At 44.2% G+C, this 23,547-nt stretch carries 13 protein-coding genes; 2 read left to right on the plus strand and 11 right to left on the minus strand.

All coding sequences use genetic code 11. The features are described 5' to 3' along the window. Positions 1 to 24 precede the first annotated feature (24 nt). From tssA to R7P67_RS05910, 8 genes are all read right to left on the minus strand, one after another. Positions 25 to 1,599 (minus strand): type VI secretion system protein TssA, encoded by a 1,575-nt coding sequence (gene tssA, locus R7P67_RS05875; RefSeq protein WP_262642838.1) that lies wholly within the window; start codon positions 1,597 to 1,599, stop codon positions 25 to 27. After that, positions 1,586 to 3,586, minus strand: a complete 2,001-nt coding sequence (locus tag R7P67_RS05880; protein WP_262642836.1) for a serine/threonine protein kinase — start codon at positions 3,584 to 3,586, stop codon at positions 1,586 to 1,588. The genes tssA and R7P67_RS05880 overlap by 14 nt, the downstream gene beginning before the upstream one ends. A gap of 237 nt (positions 3,587 to 3,823) precedes the next feature. Then, on the minus strand, positions 3,824 to 4,768 hold the full coding sequence (locus R7P67_RS05885) for a hypothetical protein (protein ID WP_033906406.1): 945 nt from the start codon (positions 4,766 to 4,768) through the stop codon (positions 3,824 to 3,826). Beyond that, positions 4,761 to 5,753, minus strand: coding sequence for a DUF2169 domain-containing protein (locus tag R7P67_RS05890; RefSeq protein ID WP_203345347.1), 993 nt, complete (start codon positions 5,751 to 5,753; stop codon positions 4,761 to 4,763). The genes R7P67_RS05885 and R7P67_RS05890 overlap by 8 nt, the downstream gene beginning before the upstream one ends. Continuing rightward, the gene (locus R7P67_RS05895; protein WP_262642832.1) at positions 5,734 to 7,053 is read right to left on the minus strand and encodes a hypothetical protein; all 1,320 of its coding nucleotides are present in this window, start codon (positions 7,051 to 7,053) and stop codon (positions 5,734 to 5,736) included. The genes R7P67_RS05890 and R7P67_RS05895 overlap by 20 nt, the downstream gene beginning before the upstream one ends. Positions 7,054 to 7,147: 94 nt before the next feature. Further along, entirely contained in the window at positions 7,148 to 7,630 is a 483-nt protein-coding gene (locus tag R7P67_RS05900) for a hypothetical protein (protein ID WP_025767908.1), read from the minus strand. A gap of 2 nt (positions 7,631 to 7,632) precedes the next feature. After that, positions 7,633 to 9,711 (minus strand): type VI secretion system tip protein VgrG, encoded by a 2,079-nt coding sequence (gene tssI, locus R7P67_RS05905; protein WP_206958775.1) that lies wholly within the window; start codon positions 9,709 to 9,711, stop codon positions 7,633 to 7,635. Positions 9,712 to 9,783: 72 nt separating this feature from the next. Continuing rightward, the gene (locus R7P67_RS05910) at positions 9,784 to 10,302 is read right to left on the minus strand and encodes an Hcp family type VI secretion system effector (RefSeq protein ID WP_005373415.1); all 519 of its coding nucleotides are present in this window, start codon (positions 10,300 to 10,302) and stop codon (positions 9,784 to 9,786) included. Between the two features lie 456 nt (positions 10,303 to 10,758). Here R7P67_RS05910 and tssH point away from each other — a divergent pair, with 456 nt between their 5' ends. Both tssH and R7P67_RS05920 read left to right on the plus strand, forming a co-directional pair. Next, positions 10,759 to 13,437 (plus strand): type VI secretion system ATPase TssH, encoded by a 2,679-nt coding sequence (gene tssH, locus R7P67_RS05915; RefSeq protein WP_262652776.1) that lies wholly within the window; start codon positions 10,759 to 10,761, stop codon positions 13,435 to 13,437. Then, positions 13,424 to 15,055: a sigma-54-dependent Fis family transcriptional regulator gene (locus R7P67_RS05920; protein ID WP_318085902.1), complete on the plus strand. Its 1,632-nt coding sequence runs from the start codon at positions 13,424 to 13,426 to the stop codon at positions 15,053 to 15,055. Before tssH ends, R7P67_RS05920 begins: the two co-directional genes overlap by 14 nt. 73 nt (positions 15,056 to 15,128) lie before the next feature. On the opposite strand, the gene R7P67_RS05925 is transcribed toward R7P67_RS05920, so the two are convergent. Genes R7P67_RS05925 through R7P67_RS05935 form a run of 3 tightly spaced genes read right to left on the minus strand, consistent with a single transcriptional unit; the run spans position 15,129 to position 22,787 of the window. After that, a complete protein-coding gene (locus R7P67_RS05925; protein ID WP_262652718.1) occupies positions 15,129 to 19,862 on the minus strand; it encodes an OmpA family protein in 4,734 nt (1,577 codons plus the stop codon). Further along, complete coding sequence (locus R7P67_RS05930; RefSeq protein ID WP_262652716.1) at positions 19,855 to 21,108, minus strand: hypothetical protein; 1,254 nt, start codon at positions 21,106 to 21,108, stop codon at positions 19,855 to 19,857. Before R7P67_RS05930 ends, R7P67_RS05925 begins: the two co-directional genes overlap by 8 nt. A gap of 23 nt (positions 21,109 to 21,131) precedes the next feature. Continuing rightward, positions 21,132 to 22,787 (minus strand): hypothetical protein, encoded by a 1,656-nt coding sequence (locus tag R7P67_RS05935; RefSeq protein ID WP_167416131.1) that lies wholly within the window; start codon positions 22,785 to 22,787, stop codon positions 21,132 to 21,134. Positions 22,788 to 23,547: the final 760 nt, after the last annotated feature.

Consider the following 23,547-nt stretch of genomic DNA (forward strand, 5'->3'; position numbering starts at 1 on the left):
TTCGTTCCTTATCTAACTCTTTAATTAGTCGTAAATTGCTTTCCACTCTTCATACTTCTCAGGTAGAAGATCCTTGCTTCCAAATAACCGATGGAGTGTTTTTCGAATTAGGTCTTCTAACTGTGACGATAAGTGGGGTTCCCAGCTCGCGAGATTAAACGCTTTTTGTACTTCCCACCCCTTCTCAAGATACGGCAAACACAACGGGTATAATCCAACAGACTGGTAAGCTGCTATCAATTGTAAATACAGCATGAACTGCCCACGTCCCGAGCTATCCAGCTCAAGTTTGTGGGCAAGCTCTGCTGCACATTCCCCTAGATTTTCTAGAGTGATATCCTCCATTGGCAGCGAGTCTTCCTGCGAAATCACAACCGTTTGAACAACGGGTTGAGAAGTCGAAGAAGTAGTATCTTGAGTCGATAACCAGCTCAAGGTCGCTTCATCTGCAAATGGTATAGAATTCTTAAATGAGAGGTGCTCGATGCCCTCTAGCGATTCAACAAAACGCGTCACTTCTTGTTTCACAGCAAGCGCTGCATCATCAAAGCCCAAGTTATTAAGCATCGAATACACGAAGTAATGGCCCGTCAGCCAAAACGGCGCATCCGTTAATATGCGCTCCAAACGCTTAATGGTGTCGATGTCGCTTTCTTGTTCAGCTTTATCTCGGTATTCCGCTTGTTGATCGGACGACACTGCCAAGCTCAAAGGCGTTTGATTGTTTTGGTGGTCGGGTAGACCATCAATGTCATCCCAAGTCAGATGACGATAAATCCGGTAAGCCAGCGGATCACTTGGGTTCGCATGAAGCATGACTTCTGCAACCGTCTTCAAGGTGCGCTTAGAAGCCGTCGGCGAAGAGAAGTCCGTATCGACATCGACTTCTTTTGCTACCGCTTTCTTAACTGGCGCAGGTTTAGGGGCCGGCGGAACCGCCTTCACCGGCGCGGTTTGCACTTCATTCTGCGCTGACGTTTCTTCGACAGCAGGCTGCGTAGCTGGTGCAGGCGCCGCTTGTTCGACGTTAACGACTGCATCATCGCTCTGCTCATCAGCCGCCGCTTGTTGAGATAAGACATTGAGTTGAGTGCGAATCTCAAAGAAATCCGCTTCTGAGTCTTGGTAAACCTCGTCGTACTGGCGCTGCACTTCTTCAATAGTCGAAATGCAGTTTGATACCAAATCCCATGACTGAGCACTTTCCGCTAACTTGCTGCTGACCAGTTTAAACTGATGGTTCAACCATTCGACCGCGCCATCTCGACCCCGCTTTCGCGAAGGATACAATTCAACGCCAAAGCGACTTAACGCCTCACTAAGCAGCTTTAGACCTTGTTCAAAGCCTTGCAGACCAAACTCTTCTGTTAGCGCGCGAACGAGGTAACAAATGGCTTTTAAGTCTTTACTGTGGTGCTCTAGAACTTCAGTCGCGTGCGTTTTTACCACGCTCCAATCTACTGTTTCGCCAAACAAGGAACCGAATTTCTTCACTTCGGACTCCATCATTTCATAGCAAAACTCGTAACGGGCATCGTTTCCCACTGGAGATTCATCAGAAATAGGATTAAGCAGACGATCGATATCAATGTTGGACAAAATTCACGTCTCCTTCAGTCAAGTAATCTCTCAACGCACGCGCTACCGCAATTGCGCCATTTGCTGGCTTAGATAATCGATGGCTCTGCTCAATCGCATCCGACGCCATGCTATCTAGAATTTTCGTGATTTCTGTAAATTTACTTGGTGCATTCCGTTCTAAATCGGCAAGGGATTCATGTAGCTTTTGTTTGTCGTAAACGGATTGCTCCATCACGGTGCTAAACAAAATAAATTCGCTTCTTGCGACGATTAAATCCTTTATTTTTTTGTCTAGTTCTGGCGTATTACCGAAGTAGGCTTTGGCTAATTCGGCTTCTTCAATTGCTTTGGTGTAAAAGTGCGCCTCTGCATGTTTATCGATGGAGTCATTAATATTTTCCATCACAGCCTTTGGTAAGATTTGGTTGTAGAAATAGGCTTGTGACTGGTTTAACAACCATGCCTCTTTCATTTCATTTTCTGCGAGCTTAGCTTCACCATCTAAAATTAAGCGAGCAATCTGCTTATCTCGACTGCCAGCTATGGTAGATACTTTCATGGAATCGATAGACGCGACATTTAACCCAGACATCACTTTAGTCAACGCCTCATCCGCATATGGAAACAGGGCACCGTCACGAACAAGGGTTTCTCGCAAGGTAACAAGCTCCTTACGTAATTCGACTAATGCCATTGGTAAGCCATCCGCTAACGATTGATACGACGTTAACTGAGCCTGTTTTTCTTCATATAAACTCGAGAGGCTTAACTGCTGAGCTTGATATGCTGTTCGATAAGCTTCTGTCATATCAATACTCTGAGTAGCTTGAGACAGTTCTTCTTTGATTTTCCATGGAGGCTGAGCCAAAAAAGAAGCCGTTTCAGAGGGCGTAATAACGTGAGTTACAGTAGTGACACCTCGGGAAAAAATGGCATCCAATTGATCTTTATTCTGTTGATATAAATAACTTCCTGCTGTTGCCAGCACACTCAACACTAAGCTCGCCTCTAATATTTTAAAGCGACCATACGCCGTTTTATCATTTGGCTTACAGTGTGTAAGCAGCAAGTCCGCGTTACGCAAGCTACTGAAAATTGGTGCGTTAGAATTTGAGCTAATTGATTGCGTATCGATTCGCGCTAACTGTTGAGCAAAAGAAATAGCGGTATAGCCATGCCCTCTTGGTTTGTTGATGACTTCTTTCAGCAATTTCCAAATATGAGCCGGGATCAAAGCCGGACGCTTTCGATCTTTTAACTGCTTATTCCATGCATCACCAAATATTGATCCTAAAAATAGGTGTCCAGCGAGCAAAGCGAGAGAGTAAACATCATCTTGCGGTTCCGCGATGCCAGTTTCTATATAAAGAGGGGAAGCGTAGCTCAAGCTTGCTTCTGCGTAAGGTTCTGTCTCTCCAATGTAACGAGCAGCGCCGAAATCAATGAGCTTAACGTAATCGCCTTCACTCACTAATACGTTAGATGGTTTAATATCAAGATGGCAGATACCTCTTGTATGCATAAACTCTAGAGCGCCAGCGAGTTGATACACCAACCAAGCGATGTGGTCGTGGCGAAAGCCTTTAGAAGAATGACGCTCCATTTTTTCTGCCAGTGATTCACCTTGGATCCACTCGTACATCAAATATGGGCGTTCGAATTCGTTGCCGATTTTTACAAAGTTAGCCACGCTAGGGTGTTGAGAAAGCTCCAGCCTGCTCGCTTCGTTAATCAACATTTTGCTCGCAAATTCTGGCGAGTCATCATTGATAACTTTGCAACAGATTTGCTTCTCTGGCTGCCCTTTTTTTGCAAGATGGTAAACCGTTGTCTTACCATTTTTAGAAGGAAGCTTGTCTAATACATCAAACTGTGAAAAAAGCACGTACTCAAGCTTCGGCTTATTTTTTTCTGCTAGCCTTTGCTCATTCAGTTTCTTTTTCTCAATAGCTTTAACAACCAACTGATCGATATATCCTTTGGCTGTACTCTGATTATTAGACACTTAGTACTCTTTCATAGAATAAATATTATTAGAGTTGAATAATATTTTCTTGAACGTACTTGTATCAAGGTTGGTATTTAAAACAAACAGTAAGCCTATTATTTTAGTTATTATTACTAACTTATTAGACCTTTTTACTTACGCTTTCACTGCATGAGTTATACGCTTTTTCGTGTTACAAACTTCAACCTAATAATATGAGTATATTTTCATTGCCATTTGATCGATGAGTGCCCACTAACATTGCAGTAATTGGAGAACTCCTTTGTCACCATGAAAGTCGAACATTAACAATGTAGTTGGTTGCTTAAAGTGGTGCTCTCTGACCGCAAAGGCAATTAAAGCGAGAGAAGAACAACTACCCATTGTGCCCCACAACTCATTGATAAGCTGCGGTTGTTCTGGGTTCGTGAATCGTTCTGCTTTCGCCCCCAGAGCAAAGCCGTAATCTTCCGAATGCATGCGCAGGTTCGTCATATCGGAATACACTTCACCAAATGAATCGAGCTTTTTACTCGCACGTTGAACAAGTCGAAACATGCCTCTTCGGTCTGAAGTGTTTAATTCCGTATCAATGTAGCCAAGCTGCGCTTGAGGCTTAAGTTTCAATGTTTCTACGGTGTTTTTTCGACAAAGAATTAAACCCGCCCCACCCTCGCTCGGAATAACGCCCCATGGATTATTGGTACTCATTACCATCGCATCGTCGATGAGTGTTTGCATCGAACTCACCAAGGAATCGACACTGATACACATCATAGCATCATATTTATCCAATGATTTCATGGCCTGGAGAACGAAACTGGGCCCACTGGCATGAACAGCATTCACCACAGAGAGAAATTCAGCATAGTTACTTTCACCAAGCCATTCTTGCACCTTTACTAGTGAAACAGACGCAGGCACCGCTATAAGCAAAGGTATTGGTCTCAATGAACGTGGTAACTGCGCTAACAATGAATCAAGCAAGTGGGTGATTAACTCGCACGTTTTCTCAAACTGCTCACTTTCTTTGGTGTATTCGATTTTGGCGTAAGTAAAACGCTCGATACCATCATCCCCTACACATTGGTCGAATCTTCCTAAGTCAGCATACGAAACTGCACTAGCAATATCTAAATTCATACCGGTTGGCGTCATCACTTCCATCCCTAGCACGTAACGGCCTGTTGAATTATGCATGCTCGCTTACCTCTTCCAACTTAGTGATCGATGTCGACACCAACAAATGCTCCTTGCCCTGACAAGGAAACGCAGCGGTGTAACTGATTGATATAGTTTTCTTTTCCGCATCAACGAATAAGGTGTACATCGCCATATCAGCTTGATAACTTTGATCTTTGAACTTCGCGATCGCACGGTATTTTTCTTTAGGGATTCGAAATGAAAGCGTGTCATCATGACAAAAACCACTCATCATCAAACGCTCCCCCCCACGAAGAAAGCCTTTGCACTGTTGATCAATAGGCGCGCTTTGGAAGAACCGCTTATCAAAATCGAGTGGCAACATTGGCTTGCGATTCTCAATCCAATCGTCATCGAACGTGCCGGCCAGCTTCTGGCGCGACTCAAAGAACGGAGGCACTGGCCCGAACCCCGCAACGCGTAGTTTTCTCGCGGCGGCACTCCAGTCCTCTCGGGGATAAAAAACCGAGGGTACTTTCTGTTCAAGCAATTCTTTATTGGAGTCGGCAACCCCACCACCTATTCGGTTACGTAAATCACCGCCTACCGCGCAAGTGTAATCAATGTCTTTTTCAATAAATGGGACTGGATTGCTCAGCGTGATACTGCCAGCATGCTCAACCCATACGCGTTCCCCGTGAATAGCGAGAGTCTTATCGATATGACCATCAATCAACACGCGACACTCTTGGTATGTCACTGGCTTTTTCGCGTAACTGCGCGCTTTACCGTAAACAAGTACATCTGTATTGTCTTTGGTATACGCGAATTCGTGGTCAACTTTCATCGCAGAGAAGCCTTCTTCGCCCAAATATTGGGGATCATCGAAGATTTCACTTTCACCTAATTCGTGCCAAACCACACCATCGAATTGCCATGTGCGTTTGGCGACCACAACCCACACTTCATCGCCGTTTTCGTCACGTTGAAAACGACCTTTAAGTGATAGCTCAGGGTGCGCCTCAATATCCCATAACTGCATTGCTATTCCTTAAGTTGAATCGTTCGCTCGCAGAAGGTGCGGCCTTTAAATTGTGAAAGTTCCAGTCTTGTTGATGAATCGGCATTGCCATATCCCAAGGCACGTAGGCTCTGGATTGAATACAGATTTGGCGCCATAGCCAGTCGCGGAACAGCACATCAACGTTAGAATCTTGCATCGCAGCTAACGTAGACTCGAAGCTCAATGCGTAACCCAAGCGGCTTGGTAGATTTTGGATATATTTTTCATCTTCCACCCACTCATTGAGCAGATCGACGATCTCTTCCCATTCATACTCGACACCAACATCTTGGGGAGTCAGAGGAAGAAGCTTTCCGTAGACGACATACAAGGCATGAAGCCAAATTTCACCTTCAGCTTCCTCCAGACTTTCCAAGTGCTCGATGATTTGGGGCACCAGTTTCCAATCACCACTCAGCGCAAAATCAACAGGTGCTAATGAAGAAGAGATATCAAACGCCTCAAACTCTTTTAACTCAAGCAACTTGGCGTAAGTGAGCACTTGCGCTGATGGTAATCCATTTGGTTCGATGCCAAAGCTCTGACGGAACCAAGTGCCTCTGTCACGTTTGGTAATCAAACGTTCAAATAGATATTGTTCGCTGCCTGCATTGTCATTGAGCCAATCAATCCCCTCTTTCACGTCTTGTAAAGCGAGTAGTGGCAAAGCAACATGAGAGCTAATGATGCTGGCTTTGTTCCAACGCTTGATGAGAGAAACACTTAATGTTTGACGTACACGTAAGCATTCAAAGTAAAACGCACTGGATGTCGCATTACCCTCAATAAGCTCCGAAAGCGTACTATCCATAGATTCAACCGGAGATTGTACGGCAATGACCATTGCGGTTTTAGCGTCAATATCTTCGAGTAAACTCAAGCCGCACAAAAGGTTATCCAACGCTGAGCCCAACTCGCCTTGTAGCATCAGCCAGCTGTAGATTTCTGGCTCTTTGCTTCTTAATTGATGAATCAACCCCGGTGCTAACCGATAAAACGACAAGTACACCTGCTTCAGTTCTTCAATTTGGCGTTCAATCAGCTTGAGATACGCCAACTCACGACTTGGATAACCCCTTTTGTGAATTTGAACTCGCTGCCTGATTAAAAAACCGATACTTTCAGAAGCAATGGACAGCTTTTCATTACAGAAATCCAGCCATGTTACTGGCAATTGGGAAAGGTCGTTCACAGCGCGCTCAGCTTTTGCTAACGCGCCTTCGACTTCTTGATTGGTTATGGGTGCCTTTAGGTGCTCGACACCGATTCTTTGTCGCATCTAGTTATCCGTTATTAGCGTGCCATAACGCGATTGCAATTAGTTAATACAAAGTAATTAGCTAACTCGACGTAAATTAGCTAATGCTAGGTAATTAGTTAATTGCGATCGTTCCGCCTTGAATTTTTTGTGCTTTTTCTGCTTGAGAAGTGACGTACTTCGCTTTAGTGGTAATTCGTCCATCGCGCCCGCTATAGCGAGTTTCTGTCTCACCACTTTTGACTACCAACTCTTGTTCTGTCTCGATAACCATCTTCTTCGCTCGCAATACAAACTCGTCAGAGTCATCCAGAATGGAGAAGAAAATGTCCGTCACAAGAGGCAAGCTTAAGTCGTCGTTCAAAAACTCAACTCGACAACTTAATCGATTATCGATAGCCATTTGCAGCTCAGAACGACGAAAGCCACGTCCTAGTCTCGCAGTGAGTGGCTGCTTAAATGGGTTACCATCAAAATCAACTCGCACACTGCCCGTAGACTCATTGATAGCCACTATTCTTCCAAAACGCGAAAAGCAAGCCGTTGATTCGGCTTGCTGCTCTGATATTACTTCTGTTGTAAGAGGTTGTTTTTCCATTGTTAGTTAACCACTACGTTGCCACCTTTCACGACGACTTTATCACTGCCTTCGATCGTAATAGCCGAGCCTGATAACTTTATTGAACCATCACTGTTCATCACTAAAGAGGAGCCACCCGTTTTCAATACAATCTTGTCGCCACTGATAATTTGCGTTGCACCATCAGCTTTATAAGCGGTGTTCCCTTTCACTGATACCGTTAAGTTGCCACCAACCGTCTGGTTATCATCCGCACCAATATCTGAACTCTTAGACGCACCGATAGTAAGGTTACTGTTTTCGCCAATATCTAAGTCATCATTTTTACCTATCTTAGTCGTACGGTTATCACCAATTTCTAAGTCAGAATTGTTTTTCACATACTGGGCTTCGTTCGCGTTGTATGTAACGGTAACGTCTTGCTCGACTGTCTCGGTAAACGTACTGTTTACCTGTGTCGTTTTATGCCCATGAATGGTTTCTTTATGGTCACCATGAACTTCATTCGTTTGGTGACGTGCAACCTTCAAGAATTCATCTTGACCGATATCACGGTAACGGTTGTTGAGCACCTTGGTCGACATGTCTTTTTGAGCGTGAATATAGACTTCTTCTTGGTTCGCTTCGTCTTCAAAACTCAACTCGTTGTAACCTGTTCCTTTGTGCGTTTGCGTGCGGAACGTGGTACGAGTTTTGTTTTCTGGCAAAGAGTACGGTGGGAAATGCAAACCGTTGTAAACTGCGCCCGTAACTAACGGACGATCTGGATCGCCCTCAAGGAAAGTCACTACGACTTCATGGCCAATACGCGGCAAATAAACTGCGCCCCATGTTGGCGCCGCCATGGATTGGCTTACACGAATCCAACAGCTTGAATGTTCGTTGTTATCACCGTAGCGATCCCAATGGAACTGTACTTTCACTCGACCAAGCTTGTCGGTGTAAATCTCTTCACCTTCTGGTCCTACAACGACCGCCGTTTGAGGGCCATCCACTACTGGTGCTGCTAGTTTAGGCGCTTTAAAAACCACATCACGTGGAACACATGAGAACTGGTTGTAGTAAGTGGTTGGCATACCACTCGCTTCATCTTCATGCACTTGCGGATCTTGACCTGTGTGCATTACAGACAACATGAGGTAATCGCGGTTAATCTCAGAACGCGGGTGGTCACTGACGTTAAAGCTGTAACCAGATGCTAAGCGCATTACGTCACTCGTTGCTTCCACTTGTTGATTATCGACTATGTGTTCCGACATCCACTCCGTGGTTCTCACCTGACCCATCAGCGGGTCGACGTATCGTCCAGGATAATCAAACTGCTTGAGATCTTGGTCTAGCTCGCCAGCCTGTGTCATCTCTTGTGGAATTTTAGGGTGTTCGTAGTTGTAATCTGTGTACGTAACCTGTCCCGTTCTAACGCGGTTAACTAACTCGAGATCAGAGATATGCTCGCGATCGGCAACACCGCCACCATCGGCATGATAAACAATCGGCCCAATGTATGAAGCATTTAGTGGCGAGCTTATCAAAGGTGCAATCGCGTCATTACTGTCGACAATGACCATCGTATGATTTGAATCGCTATGGTCAAAGTAATACCACATACCGTGTTCAGCCATCATACGCTGCACGAAGTGCAAGTCAGACTCGCGGTATTGCAGAACGTATTCTTTTGGAGGATAAGTACCCGACACTTCAAATCGGTAATCGGTGACTGCCCCATCATCGAGTACTTCTGTGATGATGTCTTGCGCTGACTTTTGCTGGAAAATACGACAATCTTGGCGCTGAGATAAGAACCAAGCTTGAGGAACCAAGACTAATTGATAACGAGAAAAACGACGTCCAGTCCCTAAGTAACGAACTTCATTCACCACGCCGTTGAACACGCGCGCAGCCCCAACACCTTGTCCGTAAAGTGTCAACGTTCCTGCTTTACGTATTAACTCATCGAACGAGATATCTGGATCAAGTGAAAGTAATGAGAGATTGATGTGGAAAGGCTTAGATAACTCTTCATGAACATGAAAGCTCTCAACCCGAAATTCATGCCCACATCCAGGCACTTCAAATTTAAATTCTACGTCATTCACCATATCTTTTACCTGATACAAATAATCGAATTAGGGCCAACAATCGTTGGCCCTGAATCTTTACGCGACGAGCAATTAAGCTTCGCGTGGAGCACGCCAGTCGTCGTTACCCGCAGTACCACAGTTTTCGTGAGTTACTTCGATCGCACGGTAAGTGAACTTAAGCACTTCTTCTGTCACGCGGTCAGCTGTTGCTGCGTCTTGACAGTGGTTCATACGAGTTTGGATATCGACAAGTAGCGCATCAATCAATTTGATTGAGTAGTAGTGCTCTTGTTTACCTTGAACTGAAGTACGGTAGAAGCGGATCACACACTCAGGAAGTTTTTCGCCAGATACTAGTGCGTTGAATAGTAGTGGAGATGAGCGATCTTGAACTTTAGTTACAACAAGTGGACGGTGTACACGTTGACCAGTTGGCTGACCACTTTGTGGATCACGTGGAACTGTTAGCACGTGATCAAGCTCTTGTACTAGGAACTCATCAACGTGAGCTTCTTGCCATGTGTTACCTACTGAATCTGCAGAGTAAGTATCTTTAGTAATATGGCCTTGAGTCTCACCTTGGATAGACATATATGCTGGAGTTGGCATCGCTATTTCCTTTTCTAAAATCTGTTTTGTTTAAATCACCAAATCGCTTATCACCGCGACTACTTGGTATATTCAAAGTCCGTGCCAACTTTAAAAACACAACAAAAACAACGACTTAATCAAATTAAGACATTATTCACTAATATCTTGAGTACAATTTATTGGATAAAAAACCAAAAAGTTGGATTAAGATAATAATAAATTGTTCTAACTTTAAAAAGTGAAAATAACCATATAAAACCGTGTAAATAAAGTCATTAAAACTAATAAATCCGACACTTTTACTATCAATTAATTTAGAATAACAACGCCATTAAAATAACCACAAACATTAATGTCACAATAATCATTAAAAATAACCAACAAACGATAGTCAAAATATCTTGATAAAAAAAGAACGCAATCACTTTTAGTATAATAGCCGCTACCTCTTTTCCTCTAAAGAATAAAATGGCTATGATAAATATAAACCTTTCTTCATTAATTCAGCGTCTACACCCGATTGCAAAAGTAGCATTAGAAGACGCCGCTGCACTTGCAGTCTCTGAAAAAGCAAACGAAGTTCAAATTGAGCATTATTTACTGAGTCTATTAGAAAGGCCAAATAGTGATTTTGACGTCTTATTAAGTCATTTTGATTGTTCTGAGAACTTATTAAGACAATCGGTTCGATCCACACTCGACACCAACGCCAAAGGAAATGGCAGCAAACCTGTTTTTTCTGCTTTATTAATCGAATGGTTGCAAGAAAGCTGGCTGGTTTCTTCTTTAGATCTATCCGAAACACAAATCCGCTCTGGCGCCCTACTCCTTACTCTTGTTAGCAACCCTCTCCGTTACGGCCAACATGGTTACGCCTCTATCCTTGAAGCGGTAAATCCTGACAGCCTTAAGCGTAACTTTGCAGAACTAACAAGCCACTCTATTGAGGCGCAAGTTGCTAATTCAGAGAAAACACAAGCTCGTGAGGATGGCTCAGCACTGAGCAAGTTCACGACAGACTTCACTGGTAAAGCACGCAAAGGCGAAATCGATCCTGTTTTCTGCCGTGACCAAGAAATCCGCCAAATCGTGGACATCCTTGCTCGTCGCCGTAAAAACAACCCTATTGCTGTTGGTGAACCGGGCGTTGGTAAAACCGCAGTAGTAGAAGGCTTGGCACTTAAGATTGTACAAGGTGACGTACCAGACAACCTCAAAGGTGTTGAGCTTTACGGCCTGGACATGGGTCTTCTGCAAGCTGGTGCAAGCGTAAAAGGCGAATTCGAAAAACGCCTAAACGCAGTATTGGATGAAGTGAAAAACTCGCCAACCCCTATCATTCTATTCATCGATGAAGCACACACCCTTGTTGGCGGTGGTAACCAAGCAGGCGGCAGCGACGCGGCAAACTTGCTAAAACCAGCCCTAGCGCGTGGTGAAGTGAAAACCATCGCTGCGACAACATGGTCGGAATACAAGAAGTACTTCGAGAAAGATCCTGCTCTTGCGCGTCGTTTCCAATTGGTGAAACTCGACGAACCGTCTCCTGAGCAAGCAGCATTGATCATTCGTGGTCTGCGCCCAGCATACGAGAAGTCACATAACGTTTACGTGCGTGACGATGCTATCACTGCTGCGGCAGCACTTTCTGCTCGTTACATCTCTGGTCGTCAACTGCCAGACAAAGCGATCGATGTACTAGATACGGCGTGTGCACGAGTGAACATCAGCCTTAATGCCATTCCTGCTTCTGTAGAGACACTGCAACAAGAACTTGCAGCTCAACAGCGCGAGCTTGAAGCACTTGAGCGTGATGCTCTGCAGCAAACTGGCGACAAGCACAGCCTTGCTAACATTCCAGACCTAAAACTGGCAATGGAAACAACGAAAGAAGAGCTAGCAGAACAAGAAGCGCAATGGCACAAAGAAAAAGAGCAGATCCAAGAGATGATTGCTCTACGCTCTCGCTTACATGAACTGGTCTTTGGCGAAACAAATGAAGAAGAGCTTGCTGCAGACGAAGATTCAGAACAAGAGCAAGACGTTTCTCCATATGCAGAAATGGATGAAGAAGCCGTTCGCATTGCAATTTCAGCCTGCCAAGAACAGTTAGACGCAATCCGCAGTGGTAACCCGCTGGTTCACTTTGAAGTGGGTCCAGATGAAGTTAGCCATGTGATCTCGGACTGGACTGGTATTCCTATGGGTAAGATGCTTCAAGACGAAGCAGAAACCACGCTAAAACTGAAAGAAAGCCTAACACAAAGCATCAAAGGCCAAGAATACGCTATCGATGCCCTGTCTGAAGGCATTCAAACTGCGAAAGCTGGTCTAGGTAACCCAGACGCACCAACAGGCGTATTCCTGCTGGTTGGCCCAAGTGGCGTGGGTAAAACCGAAACGGCTCGTGCAATTGCTGATCAAATGTTTGGTGGTGAGCGCTTTATGACGACCATTAACATGTCTGAGTTCCAAGAGAAGCACACGGTATCTCGCCTAATCGGTTCACCTCCGGGTTACGTAGGTTACGGTGAAGGCGGCATGCTGACAGAAGCGGTTCGTCAACGTCCATATTCTGTTGTTCTTCTTGATGAAGTGGAAAAAGCCGACCCTGAAGTGTTGAACCTGTTCTACCAAGTGTTCGACAAAGGCACGCTGAACGACGGCGAAGGCCGCACAATCGACTTCAAGAACACGCTGATCATCATGACCAGTAACCTTGCGACGCATGAGATCGAATCTTTGGTTCATCAATCCAAAGACATCGATGCAAACATCATCGCAGAAGCTATTCGCCCTACTTTGAACCAACACTTCAAGCCGGCGCTGTTGGCACGTATGTCAGTACTACCATTTGTTCCGCTGTCTGATGAAGCAATGACAGAAATTATTCACCACAAGCTGAACAAAGTTTCTCAGCGTCTACAGAGCCATCACAAGTTGTCCCTGATCTACGAAGAAAGCTTGGTTGAGTTCGTACTAGGTAACTGTCGCCTTGCTGAAACGGGCGCGCGTAACATCGACGCGGTCATCAACCGTCAGTTGCTGCCGCAACTATCGACTCAGCTATTAGTGCATGACAAGGATGATTCACATACGCAAATCGAAGTGTCTGTCGATGAGCAAGGAACACTAACCTATGCGTTCAGCTAACCATAGCGAACTTAGTAACGCCCTACTTGCGATCAGTCAGTCTTTGGCTGATCGCAGCCAGCTTACCCAAACGTTGGATGCTGTGTTGACTGCTGCGAGACAAATGACCCTCGCAAAGCACGGCATCATTTATGTTTTGGACCAGACTGGGCAGGCGTTGATTCCAAGTACCGCTCACCATAACGATAAAACTATCGTTTCCCACCCTTGGGAAGCATTACAGTTAGACTCAGCCAGTGAGAACGATCCATTTAACTTTGCCATTCGTAATGGTGAAGTGGTGTTGATTAACGAGTTGTATAAGTACAACGGCTATGACTGCGAAAGCATCTATCAAACTGAGCAGACACTGGGATTAAAAAGCGAGAACTTATTGGCTTGGCCTTTGATTGATAGCGAAAGCAAAACCATTGGACTGTTAGTCTTACTCGATTTGAACGTCATCGACAACGAGGCAGCCTTGACGGAGTTTTGTCGAATGGCAGCGAGTAATATTCGCCAAGCTGTGTGGTTAGAGCAATACGGGCAAGTAATAAAAAATCTCAATGCCGACAATCAAGCCCTAGTACGCGAAAACACTCAGCTCAAAAAACGTACCCAGAAAGCCTATCAAGGTCCTATTGCAGAGAGCGAAGAAATGCTCAATGTCTTGAATCGTCTTGATAAGGTGTTATCTCTTCCTGTCGACGTTCTATTGCGTGGTGAAACGGGCGCCGGTAAAGAAGTGATCGCGAAATACATTCACGAAAACTCTAACCGTTCAGAACAACCTTTGATCGTACAAAACTGTGCCGCAATCCCAGAGCAGTTATTAGAGTCAGAACTCTTTGGCCATAAGAAAGGCTCATTCACTGGCGCGGACAAAGACAAAGTCGGTTTGTTTGAAGCAGCCAACGGCGGCACGCTTTTCCTAGATGAAATTGGCGATATGCCAATGCTACTACAAGCCAAGTTACTGCGTGTACTGCAAGAGCGTAAAGTTCGCCCAATCGGCACTAGCAAAGAGATTGAAGTGGACGTTCGCGTTATCGCCGCAACCCACTGTAATCTTATGCAGCAAATCAAAGATGGCGGATTCCGTGCCGATTTGTTCTATCGCTTGAATGTCTTCCCTATTACATTACCACCACTGAGAGCACGCAAATCGGATATTATTCCCCTTGCCGAACATTTCGTGCAACACACCACCAACACGCTAGGTTTGCCGCAAGCGCCAGGGTTAAGTGCCAACGTTCGTAAACAGCTCCTTGCCTATCAATACCCAGGTAACGTGCGTGAGCTTAAGAACATCATTGAGCGCTCGGTGCTACTGTCCGATTTTGAAACCATTACTCACATTGAGTTTGGCGAACAAATCCCAGAAGATGTACAAAGTATCGACATGAAAGCAGCTTCACCTACCCCAGAGCAACCTGCTTACGAGCAGCAAGCACAAGCGGATTTAGAAGACGTTTCAAAGAGCCTTAAGGACGTCGTTAGCCAATACGAGCGTACAGTGATCATCGATTGCTTAAATGCCTGCAATTGGCACACCAAGAAAGCCGCTGAGCAATTGGCGCTGCCAATGAGCACTCTCAACCATAAGATGAAGAAATACGATATTTCTGCAGCGGGTTGATGGGGCTTAAAAAGAAAATTCTAAATTCAGTATGAAGTCATAAGAAAAGAAAAACCGCCCGAAGGCGGTTTTTTTATTTTCCATCAAACAACCACTTTTTGAGTATTTGCTCTCGTTGTGCAGATAGTGGAAGCTCCTTCGCTACTGAGTAATCTTTCATGATTGGTTCCGCATTCATCCAAACACTCAAAGGGGTAGCCTTATGGGACATCTTACTACGGTTTAAACTTGCTAAGTTGGAATCAGCATCGTCAGTCGTTCCTGCAGTATATTCAGAAATAGCTTTAAACTCCTTCTCACTCATCTCATACCAACTCTGGTTGTAATGGATTTCTCGCGAGTTGAACATAGTTGGCGCCGTTGTATCTATAGCTCGAACAGGGAGCCTTTGCGATGAAGCGTTTAAAGATAGTCCAGCTTTCCCATCAATATCGAGCATGATGTATGGGGCATCGTTTCCTCTAGGAATAAACGGGCGTAAGCCAGTCATCTCTTTCCCGGTTGCGTTAGTGTACTTCAGTGATATCTCGACTGCGTATAGATCAGTGTCGACAAAGTCTGGTGATAAAACACCTTCCTTAACCACCAAGTCGTTTACAAGCTTACTTAGGTTGCTAGAAATATGATCCGATACCTCACTCAGGCTTTGCGGTATTGATTTAGGTTTGAATGACACCTCTTTCTTCTCGAGGTTCACTTCTACCTTTCCTAATGGATACAAATCTACATCTTGATGTTCAAAATTATAGAGACCTCTTGCATCGTTTGCTTTCAAACGAATGTCTACGGGTAAGCGGTGACGGTCAAAGCCTCCTCGCTCAAGTATTTGTTCTACATTTTCAACAGATTTTGTACTGACGATGAGCAACAGCTTCGTTGCTTTTTCAGAAGTATCATAGGATGGCTGCTTCTTCGTCCAACCGATCGCCTCCATTATATCGTCGTGCTTACTTCCGGGAATGAGGCTCTTCACGCTAGCGTCATAAATGTACAAATTTGCCTTAGCATCTGAGAATAGCTCCGGATATTCGACCGCTTTTTTGCCCGCTCTTGCTAAGAAAGTTTTCTCATATAAGAATTCATGCTCTTTTGACATAGTTAAATTAAAGATGGATGCCTTATCCGTACTAGAGGTAATCTCCTTACCATCTTGAGTTTTAAGTACGAGCTCTCTCTTATACGTTAACTTTGATTCTGTTTTACTGACATTTGGTACACCGACTTCTAGAAGGTAACGCATCACATAAGCCGCTGAGTGCTGTTCATCTACCTGACCAAACACCGACTTCCATTCTTTGCTACCGTAGTCATCAGCAATAGGTTTGATGCCACTCATGATGTTGCATCCAAAGTAATAAGTAGGACTTACAACAACACCGTATAGCGTCGTATCTGTCTCTAACATTTGTTTCTCTGTTAAATACGCTCTCTCAGTTTCAACTAGTAATTCCGGTGCAATTTCACGAACATATTCAGTAGTGTAAGACCCAAAATCGTCAAAGAACCTATTTTGCCTCACAGGTCTAACACCCACAGGCACAAGAGTAAGCAAACCTTCTTCTTTGAACTTGGTCAGCGTTTCATCCTTCATATCAAGAATAATAAGTACTCTAATTGGCATAGTCGGCGTAATAGCTTCACCGCTATTAACCCTGTCTTCGAGTGGGAGCCATTCATCATTGACTTTTACGGAAACCATATGCCCAGCAAACATAGAGTCATCGAGCTTAGATAAATCGGGCGCTTTTAACAGAGATCTAAGCTTAGTTAAACTAGGGTCCGCAACAGTATGTATAGGACAGAATTTTTGATATGCCTGCGATTGTTCAAGCGCTTTTACCCCAGCCTGAGATTGCTTCGCTCGGTATGTTACGTAACTCGTCATTGCAGCAAAACTCAGCACACTTTCCGAAGCACTACGGTAAATATTCTTTGTTTCTAGCCACGCTTCATCAAGGTGGAAAGAAGGAAGCCAAGTCCCCCCCAAATCCCAATCATCACTTAAAAGATAGGTCTTTATATAACCTTCAATATCAAGATCTCTTTGCCCTGACGTCAAGTGATTAACCACGTAATATTCCGAAACGTAATTCGTTGTTTTGTTCTCTTCTTTTATTTGAGATTCAAGTAGAAGCAATCGTAGCAGCCCATTGAGCGCTATAGCGCGTTTTATATATGCCTTGCCAACAACACTCAGTTCATCGAATGCAGGTAAACCGCGATACAGTAACGCCTGTCCTACCACATCAAATTCAGAAAAACGTTTCTGCTTCTCTTTATATTCTTCTACTTCTTTATTAAGAATTTTGGCTGCACCATCCAAAGTAGAAACCAAGGTTTCGCCTGACCAATACAACCCATATGCTAACGCGGCTCCTGGACCAAGCATTGGCGCAGCAAAGCCTAATGCAATATCAAAGGCTTGGCCGGAAAATTTCCAAATTTCCTCATGGACTTTCATCTCTGCTAAAACCGCTTTCTGTCGATTTTTCTCCAGAGTAAGCAGCCAACTTCTACAAGCAGGATATTCAAAAGCAGAGTTGAGGTAGAACTTCATCTCCGCTCGACGACTTAAGCGCCTGTTACTCGTATCATTATCGGCATAAACGCCTTTACCCAGGGCAGATATTCGATGCTCCCACTTAATAGCATCAGTGCCAAGATCTTCTAAAATAGAAGATTTAAGCGCCGCAGCACGTTTTTTTGAGAGTTTAGTGTTGTATTCCACCGAGCCAATATCACACGTATATCCTTCAATGTTCAGCAACATTTCTGACTTTGTATTACGCAGATATTCGGCCACTTTAGAAACGAGCTTCTTATCAGAATTGGCAAGTTCATCATTTGCACTATCAAATTCAAAAAACAGTGTGAGATAGCTTGCCTCACCCTCTTTTGCCTGTTTTTTTTCTAATAGCGGACTACCATTTAACAGCACTTTATGACTTACACTTTTATCAGAGAATGCTTCAAGGAGCGCTTTTTTATGCTCCGCTTCAGACTCAAGCAGTGCCTGACGATCTTTTTCATCACTCAATAAAAGTGTTGATATTACCGATTGTGTTTTCTGACCATATTCCTTTGATTTATCAATATAGGCGTTAAACGCCGACTCGGAATTCTCAATACCTTTCGGAATTTCAAGGCCACTAGAAACAAGCTCTGCAAAACCAAAAGGCTTATCAAGTGCATATTCAATAGCCCGAACGGCCGGCTTTAAAGGGGTTAAGATCTTATCGTCAACCTTATGCCAGAAATGCTGTAACACCGGCGGAATCGTATATACACTAGGTAAGGCGCTCCCAAGGTGATTTGACCAGTTAAGGGCACTTGCTAAGTCAGAAATAGGCGTAAGTGTACCTTGCGCAGGTGGCTTTAGCTTTTGCGCAAAATCTAAGAACCCCTTCGCCTTAGCATCAATACCGACCGCGAGTTTTAATGCCTTCAACATATCCCCGGCTTGATCTCCATTCAAACCTGCGCTGAACGCTTTATGGACAGTGGTCATACTGAATGGGTCCATCACACCAGACGCTGAGGCCTCGATAACAGCTTTATAGTTACCAATGGAATTGAGAATATTAATCGACGGTTGCACACCAGTAGCAGGTTTGTTTTCGCTGGTATAGGGAAGATTTTTACTCCAATCGAGCCAGCCTTTAAACGTTTCTGGCGCATGTTGGAACAGTGACTCTTCAACAGAGATGGGATCACCAGAAAGGATTATGCTGCGCCCTGCTATTGAATAAATAGGCAGGTGTAAGACTTGCTCGGATAATGAGTAACAATTGTTTGGGATATTTAACTTAGCAACCTGAGCCATTTGGCTATCTGAAGGTTTAAGTAATGCATCCCAATATCGCTTAATTCCCTCTAAATCTATATCAAAGCGGACTAATTGCTTGATTTGATCATCCTCATCTAGGTGACCGCCCGTGATCCAAAATGTGGCGACATATTGAGTCACCTCTTCTGCATCTTGGGCGTCACTCGCTTGGTTGGCAATATCATAGTATGTTACCGGCCTCACTCGGCTGGTGATTTTATTGCCAATATCCTCAGCATCCCCCTTGATGATTAAGTTTTCTGGTTGTCCAGACAAAGTAACTTCCGCGCCCTCAAAATAGTCGGCAGAGAAGAAAAGATTGATGGTCCAAACTTGAGGAATGCGTAGATAATAAAAATTCTGTTTATAGTTTTCGCTATAAATTTGTTCATACAGGCGTTTATATGCTCCTTTATTTTGCCCAAACCGCACTTCTGCCGCTTCAGCTTTATGGATAAAGAACTCGGCTAATTCGGGCGCTAAAAATCGCCTCTCGGTATGGTCTTTGCTCAGCTTTTGGTCCTGTACAATATCTCTGTTAGTTACTACGCTAACGCCAATGCTCTCATCACTAGAACTTACAACATCCTTGGCCAAGGCTGCTAAACGTCCCGTCCAAGCAGTATCTTCAGACATAACCGCAGCGGGAATTAAGTAAGGTGGGATATAGACGGGTTTTAGCTTATCTATCGTGCTAGAAATCAATAGTGGTGAAGAAGCAAGCTTATTCCCATCAAGCTCTTTAACTGATTGAACCTTGGTATTCCAACCTTGTAGCCGACCTGATGAATCACTGATGTATAATGGTGACTCATTTTTACTACCGCTACCATCCGCAGTTTGACCTACTGCTAGCTGTGGAAGGGCCAGTGCAAAACCGGGTAATGGATAGAGCCCATTGCCAGTAATGGCCTCTCCATCTGGTCCGACTAGCTGCCCCATCAAATAGAGAGCGTGCTGTTCAATCTTAGCTCTAGCCATGATTACGCTCCTCTAGAACGGTTCTTGCTTTTTTGATGTCAGCATAACTTGGCAGTGGGTAGAGTGACTCGCTCCAATTATCCGCTTCTTTATGCTCAATCACATAACGGCTAAAGCCAAAGCCATAGGCGGATTTTTCAACTCGTTCTCCATCACTAAAACCTACGAACCCATATATCATTTTTGTAGTAGGGCTATTCTCAGTGGGTTGGTGTAACACGCGGGTAATATTTCGACCATGCGCGGGGACGAACCACATATCACCGCCGTTGAAAGCCAACAAATCCACTGTAGCTCGGAAGTTACCCATTTTTTTAGATGGTCTTCCCGAGCGGTACACCTTCCCTCCGCCCTCACCCCCGAGGCAATAAAAACCATCTCCATACTTTCCGCCCCAGACATTACAATCGTAGCTATCCGGAGTAAAATCACCGCGATCGACCAGTTTTAAGGTTTTGGCATCAAACACAAATGTGTTACCGCATTTTGGAACATCACTCTCCCCAAAAGTTTCAAGGTATTCGTCATTCTCCCACCCACAGCCAAACCCCGCCAAACTCGAATTAAAACTCAAATAGATCGCTTGCTCTGACTGGCTCATATAAGGCTTGGCAAAAGAGGTCATGTATCGTGCGTATGAACCATTTACATCAGTAAATTTCACTACCTCTTTGGTGTCTAGCTTAACCAGCAGAAGCTCATCTCTTTTTTTCACAACAACTTGTGTGCTGTCCGTATCCCACATAATGTCGTGACGAGTTGAGCCAGACTCCTCACTAATGTTAGTTATTTCGCCATTATCTAGATCATACAGCGCGGTACTATCTTTCTGAGGGACAACAAGATAGCGGCCGTTAGGCGACCGTGACATATATTTAGCATAATCAATCCCAGTATTAGGCGGGGGTGGCAATATCCCTTCAGGGATCAGTAATTGAGGGTCAGTACCATCAATGTTTAATGCCCAGTAACTGACCTCAGATTTTTCTTCCGGGTTAGCTACAGTAAACAGGACCTGAGGGAGTGTCACATTTTCAGTATTCCAATCTGCAACCTTTGGGTTATCCGGTATTTTAAAATCATACTGGTAAAGCCAAGTATCCGTTTTACCTTTGTACAAATCTAGGCGGTCTGCCATGCTCTCTATTCGAGCTTTCTCATCAAAATAGGGTTTAGTGGCAATGTAACCAGCACCTGCGGCGGCAATAGTCGTCAAACCCAAGCCGAGTAATATTTTCTTTTTCATTCTTAATCCATTTTCTAGTTGGGTTATAAAGACCAATCCAGCATTAATGACTCAAAACGTTGTTTTTCTTCTGTTGTCATACCTTTAGGCTTATCGTTTAACTGAGCCTTTGGCGGGGGTTCAGTAGCGCTCTCAGGTTCAACAAATAAATCGTTGTAAGCGACCCGATCAAAAAGTATGTGACGACTGTCTGGGTCTTGGTCATGTACCAGGGACATAGTAAAGACCCCGTCCAATGGCAGCCCGCTTAATAACGCTTGCTGCCAATCGTGGTCTTCCCCTTCATAAAACTCTAAATCAAAGACGTCTTTATAATCGCTATTGTGATCGATCACATAGAGTGAATTCAAAGCGGTGATGCCAGACGTACCAACATCCACTCGGAATAATAGGCCACTGTTTTTTCCATCCACATAAGCAATGACCGTATTACTCTGGTCGTAACTACGTACTATGGCCTGTTGGTCACTCAGCCATGGCATGTCGTCTTCGGTCACTTTGTGGATGGCTGCGCTGTCTACATCGGAGGTGAATTCTTTTGCACTGAATGACTGTGCGTCACTGTAACTGCTTAATTCATCTAATGGCGTGCTGGACTTCTCTAGCAAACCAGCATCCGATTCTAATGCTTCAATTTGAGCAAAGCGCTTTTGCTTTGGTGAGAAAATGATCTTGAGTCCATTTTCTCCCTGTTGGACTTCACCCGATATTTTGTAAGGTGCCCAGAAATGCGCCATAGCAAAACCGCTTGCGCTTCTTTGTATTACCTGAGGTGTGTCTTTTTTCTTTTCTTCTTGCTCTAGCGTGCGGTAATACTCGACGTCAACATCTTGGTAGTAACCTTTCTCGTTTATCGCCATCTCTCGCCAAAGCTTTCCTTTCCAAAACACATAAAGGAAACCACCACGCAGGTCAGAAGCTTTTGCTTTGTCGTTGCTACCATCTAAGTAAGCCAAAGGTCTCACCGGCACCAACACGTTGTCCCACTCATCCATCTGAGTTTCTTTATCAACGGGTTGCAGGTCTTCGGCGAGTTTAAGCAAGATTGGCTGAGGCTGGTCAGAACAAGGGATTTTGATATAGAGCGTTTTGCCCTCAGCTTCGAGATCTTTAAATGTCGCGAGGCTGCGGTGTTTGTTTTCGGTATCAGCCTTGCCTACAGTAACTTTTTCTTTTTGAGCGTCCGTTTTTCCCAACATCAAACATGCCGCGTTGCTAGACCACTGCCCTGCAAACTCGACAACGATTTTTTGATCTGGGCTTGGCTCAGAGGGGACATGCGTGTAACTACGAACTAAAGCAACATCGTCGGTAACCTGCTTGTATCCTGCTTTAAAAGCTTTGCTTTCATTCGAAGCAGGTACAGAGTCAACGAGTGATTTAAGTCTAGGGAAGCTTTGCAGCTGAGAGTCCGTCAATGGCGACCGACGTGCAACGGTAGATAATGACACCCAATTGCCTTTTCCCAATTCGATTCTTATAGCAGCTAGTAATGCGCTGGTCGTTTTTTTGGCAGAGATGGAAATCTTTTGCGCCAATTCTTTAGGGAGGTTTCTAAGGATGTCATCTGAATTTCGCAAACGCGAAAGCTGTCCTATACACTCGTCCGGTGTAAGAACATAAGATAGCTCGTTGGAGGATAGCTTCGAGCTAGGTATAAATTTGCAAACTAAATGCATTTGAATTCTCCACAACCAACATCGTAAATATGGCTGCGGTGACAATTAAGCTGATAAGGCTTACAAGTACGATTTGGTCTGCGTATCCTACTTACTTAGCCATTTATTTTCAACGAGATAGAAAAATCGCCCGAAATCAAAAACACCAAAAAAATGGTGATTTTTACTATTAAAACATGCGATTTAACCACAATAAAAGCCAGTAACATCACCCACTCTGTCAAAATGGTAAAATCTTACTATCTAAAAAAATTTAATTTATGGACTGAAGTTAACAAAAATCGTAGTAACGTGCGCTTCAGGTAAGCACGAGGAAATTCAGAAGTTTATGAGGTGCCCTCCTCAGCAACAAACAACAAATTGACTGTTACTGAGGAAGTTTAAATAAAAAGGTGAGCGCATTACGCACTCACAAAAGTAACTGCTCTGAAGCTTGCTAGGATTAAATTTGCTTCATCGCGAGTTAAAGAGGCGAGGTATGACCCATCGACCTCATGCAGAACACTATACTCAGAGTATAGAAACGAGCGTAAATATATAATATTTAAAAAGATTTTCAACGCGACACATTCACCACAGCACCTGCCGAGCGACCATCACAATCACTTCATACACACCTAAAAGCAACATTGGCCTAGTTATTATAGTTATTCAGCCTTGTATTAAGACGATTCATTAATTCGAGTAACTTATCAATAAAGGCAATTATTTTGATAAATATCACAAAAAGTCCCAAAGAAATAAAGCGAGCTAAACGCTC

The organism is Vibrio sp. Vb0937, from assembly GCF_033338855.1.

Bases quoted from the DNA above. Each gene is read 5' to 3' on its own strand.
- R7P67_RS05885 (WP_033906406.1), bottom strand. From the start codon at position 4,768: ATGCATAATTCAACAGGCCGTTACGTGCTAGGGATGGAAGTGATGACG.
- R7P67_RS05890 (WP_203345347.1), bottom strand. From the start codon at position 5,753: ATGCAGTTATGGGATATTGAGGCGCACCCTGAGCTATCACTTAAAGGT.
- R7P67_RS05895 (WP_262642832.1), bottom strand. From the start codon at position 7,053: ATGCGACAAAGAATCGGTGTCGAGCACCTAAAGGCACCCATAACCAAT.
- R7P67_RS05900 (WP_025767908.1), bottom strand. From the start codon at position 7,630: ATGGAAAAACAACCTCTTACAACAGAAGTAATATCAGAGCAGCAAGCC.
- tssI (WP_206958775.1), bottom strand. From the start codon at position 9,711: ATGGTGAATGACGTAGAATTTAAATTTGAAGTGCCTGGATGTGGGCAT.
- R7P67_RS05910 (WP_005373415.1), bottom strand. From the start codon at position 10,302: ATGCCAACTCCAGCATATATGTCTATCCAAGGTGAGACTCAAGGCCAT.
- tssH (WP_262652776.1), top strand. From the start codon at position 10,759: ATGATAAATATAAACCTTTCTTCATTAATTCAGCGTCTACACCCGATT.
- R7P67_RS05920 (WP_318085902.1), top strand. From the start codon at position 13,424: ATGCGTTCAGCTAACCATAGCGAACTTAGTAACGCCCTACTTGCGATC.
- R7P67_RS05925 (WP_262652718.1), bottom strand. From the start codon at position 19,862: ATGGCTAGAGCTAAGATTGAACAGCACGCTCTCTATTTGATGGGGCAG.
- R7P67_RS05930 (WP_262652716.1), bottom strand. From the start codon at position 21,108: ATGAAAAAGAAAATATTACTCGGCTTGGGTTTGACGACTATTGCCGCC.
- R7P67_RS05935 (WP_167416131.1), bottom strand. From the start codon at position 22,787: ATGCATTTAGTTTGCAAATTTATACCTAGCTCGAAGCTATCCTCCAAC.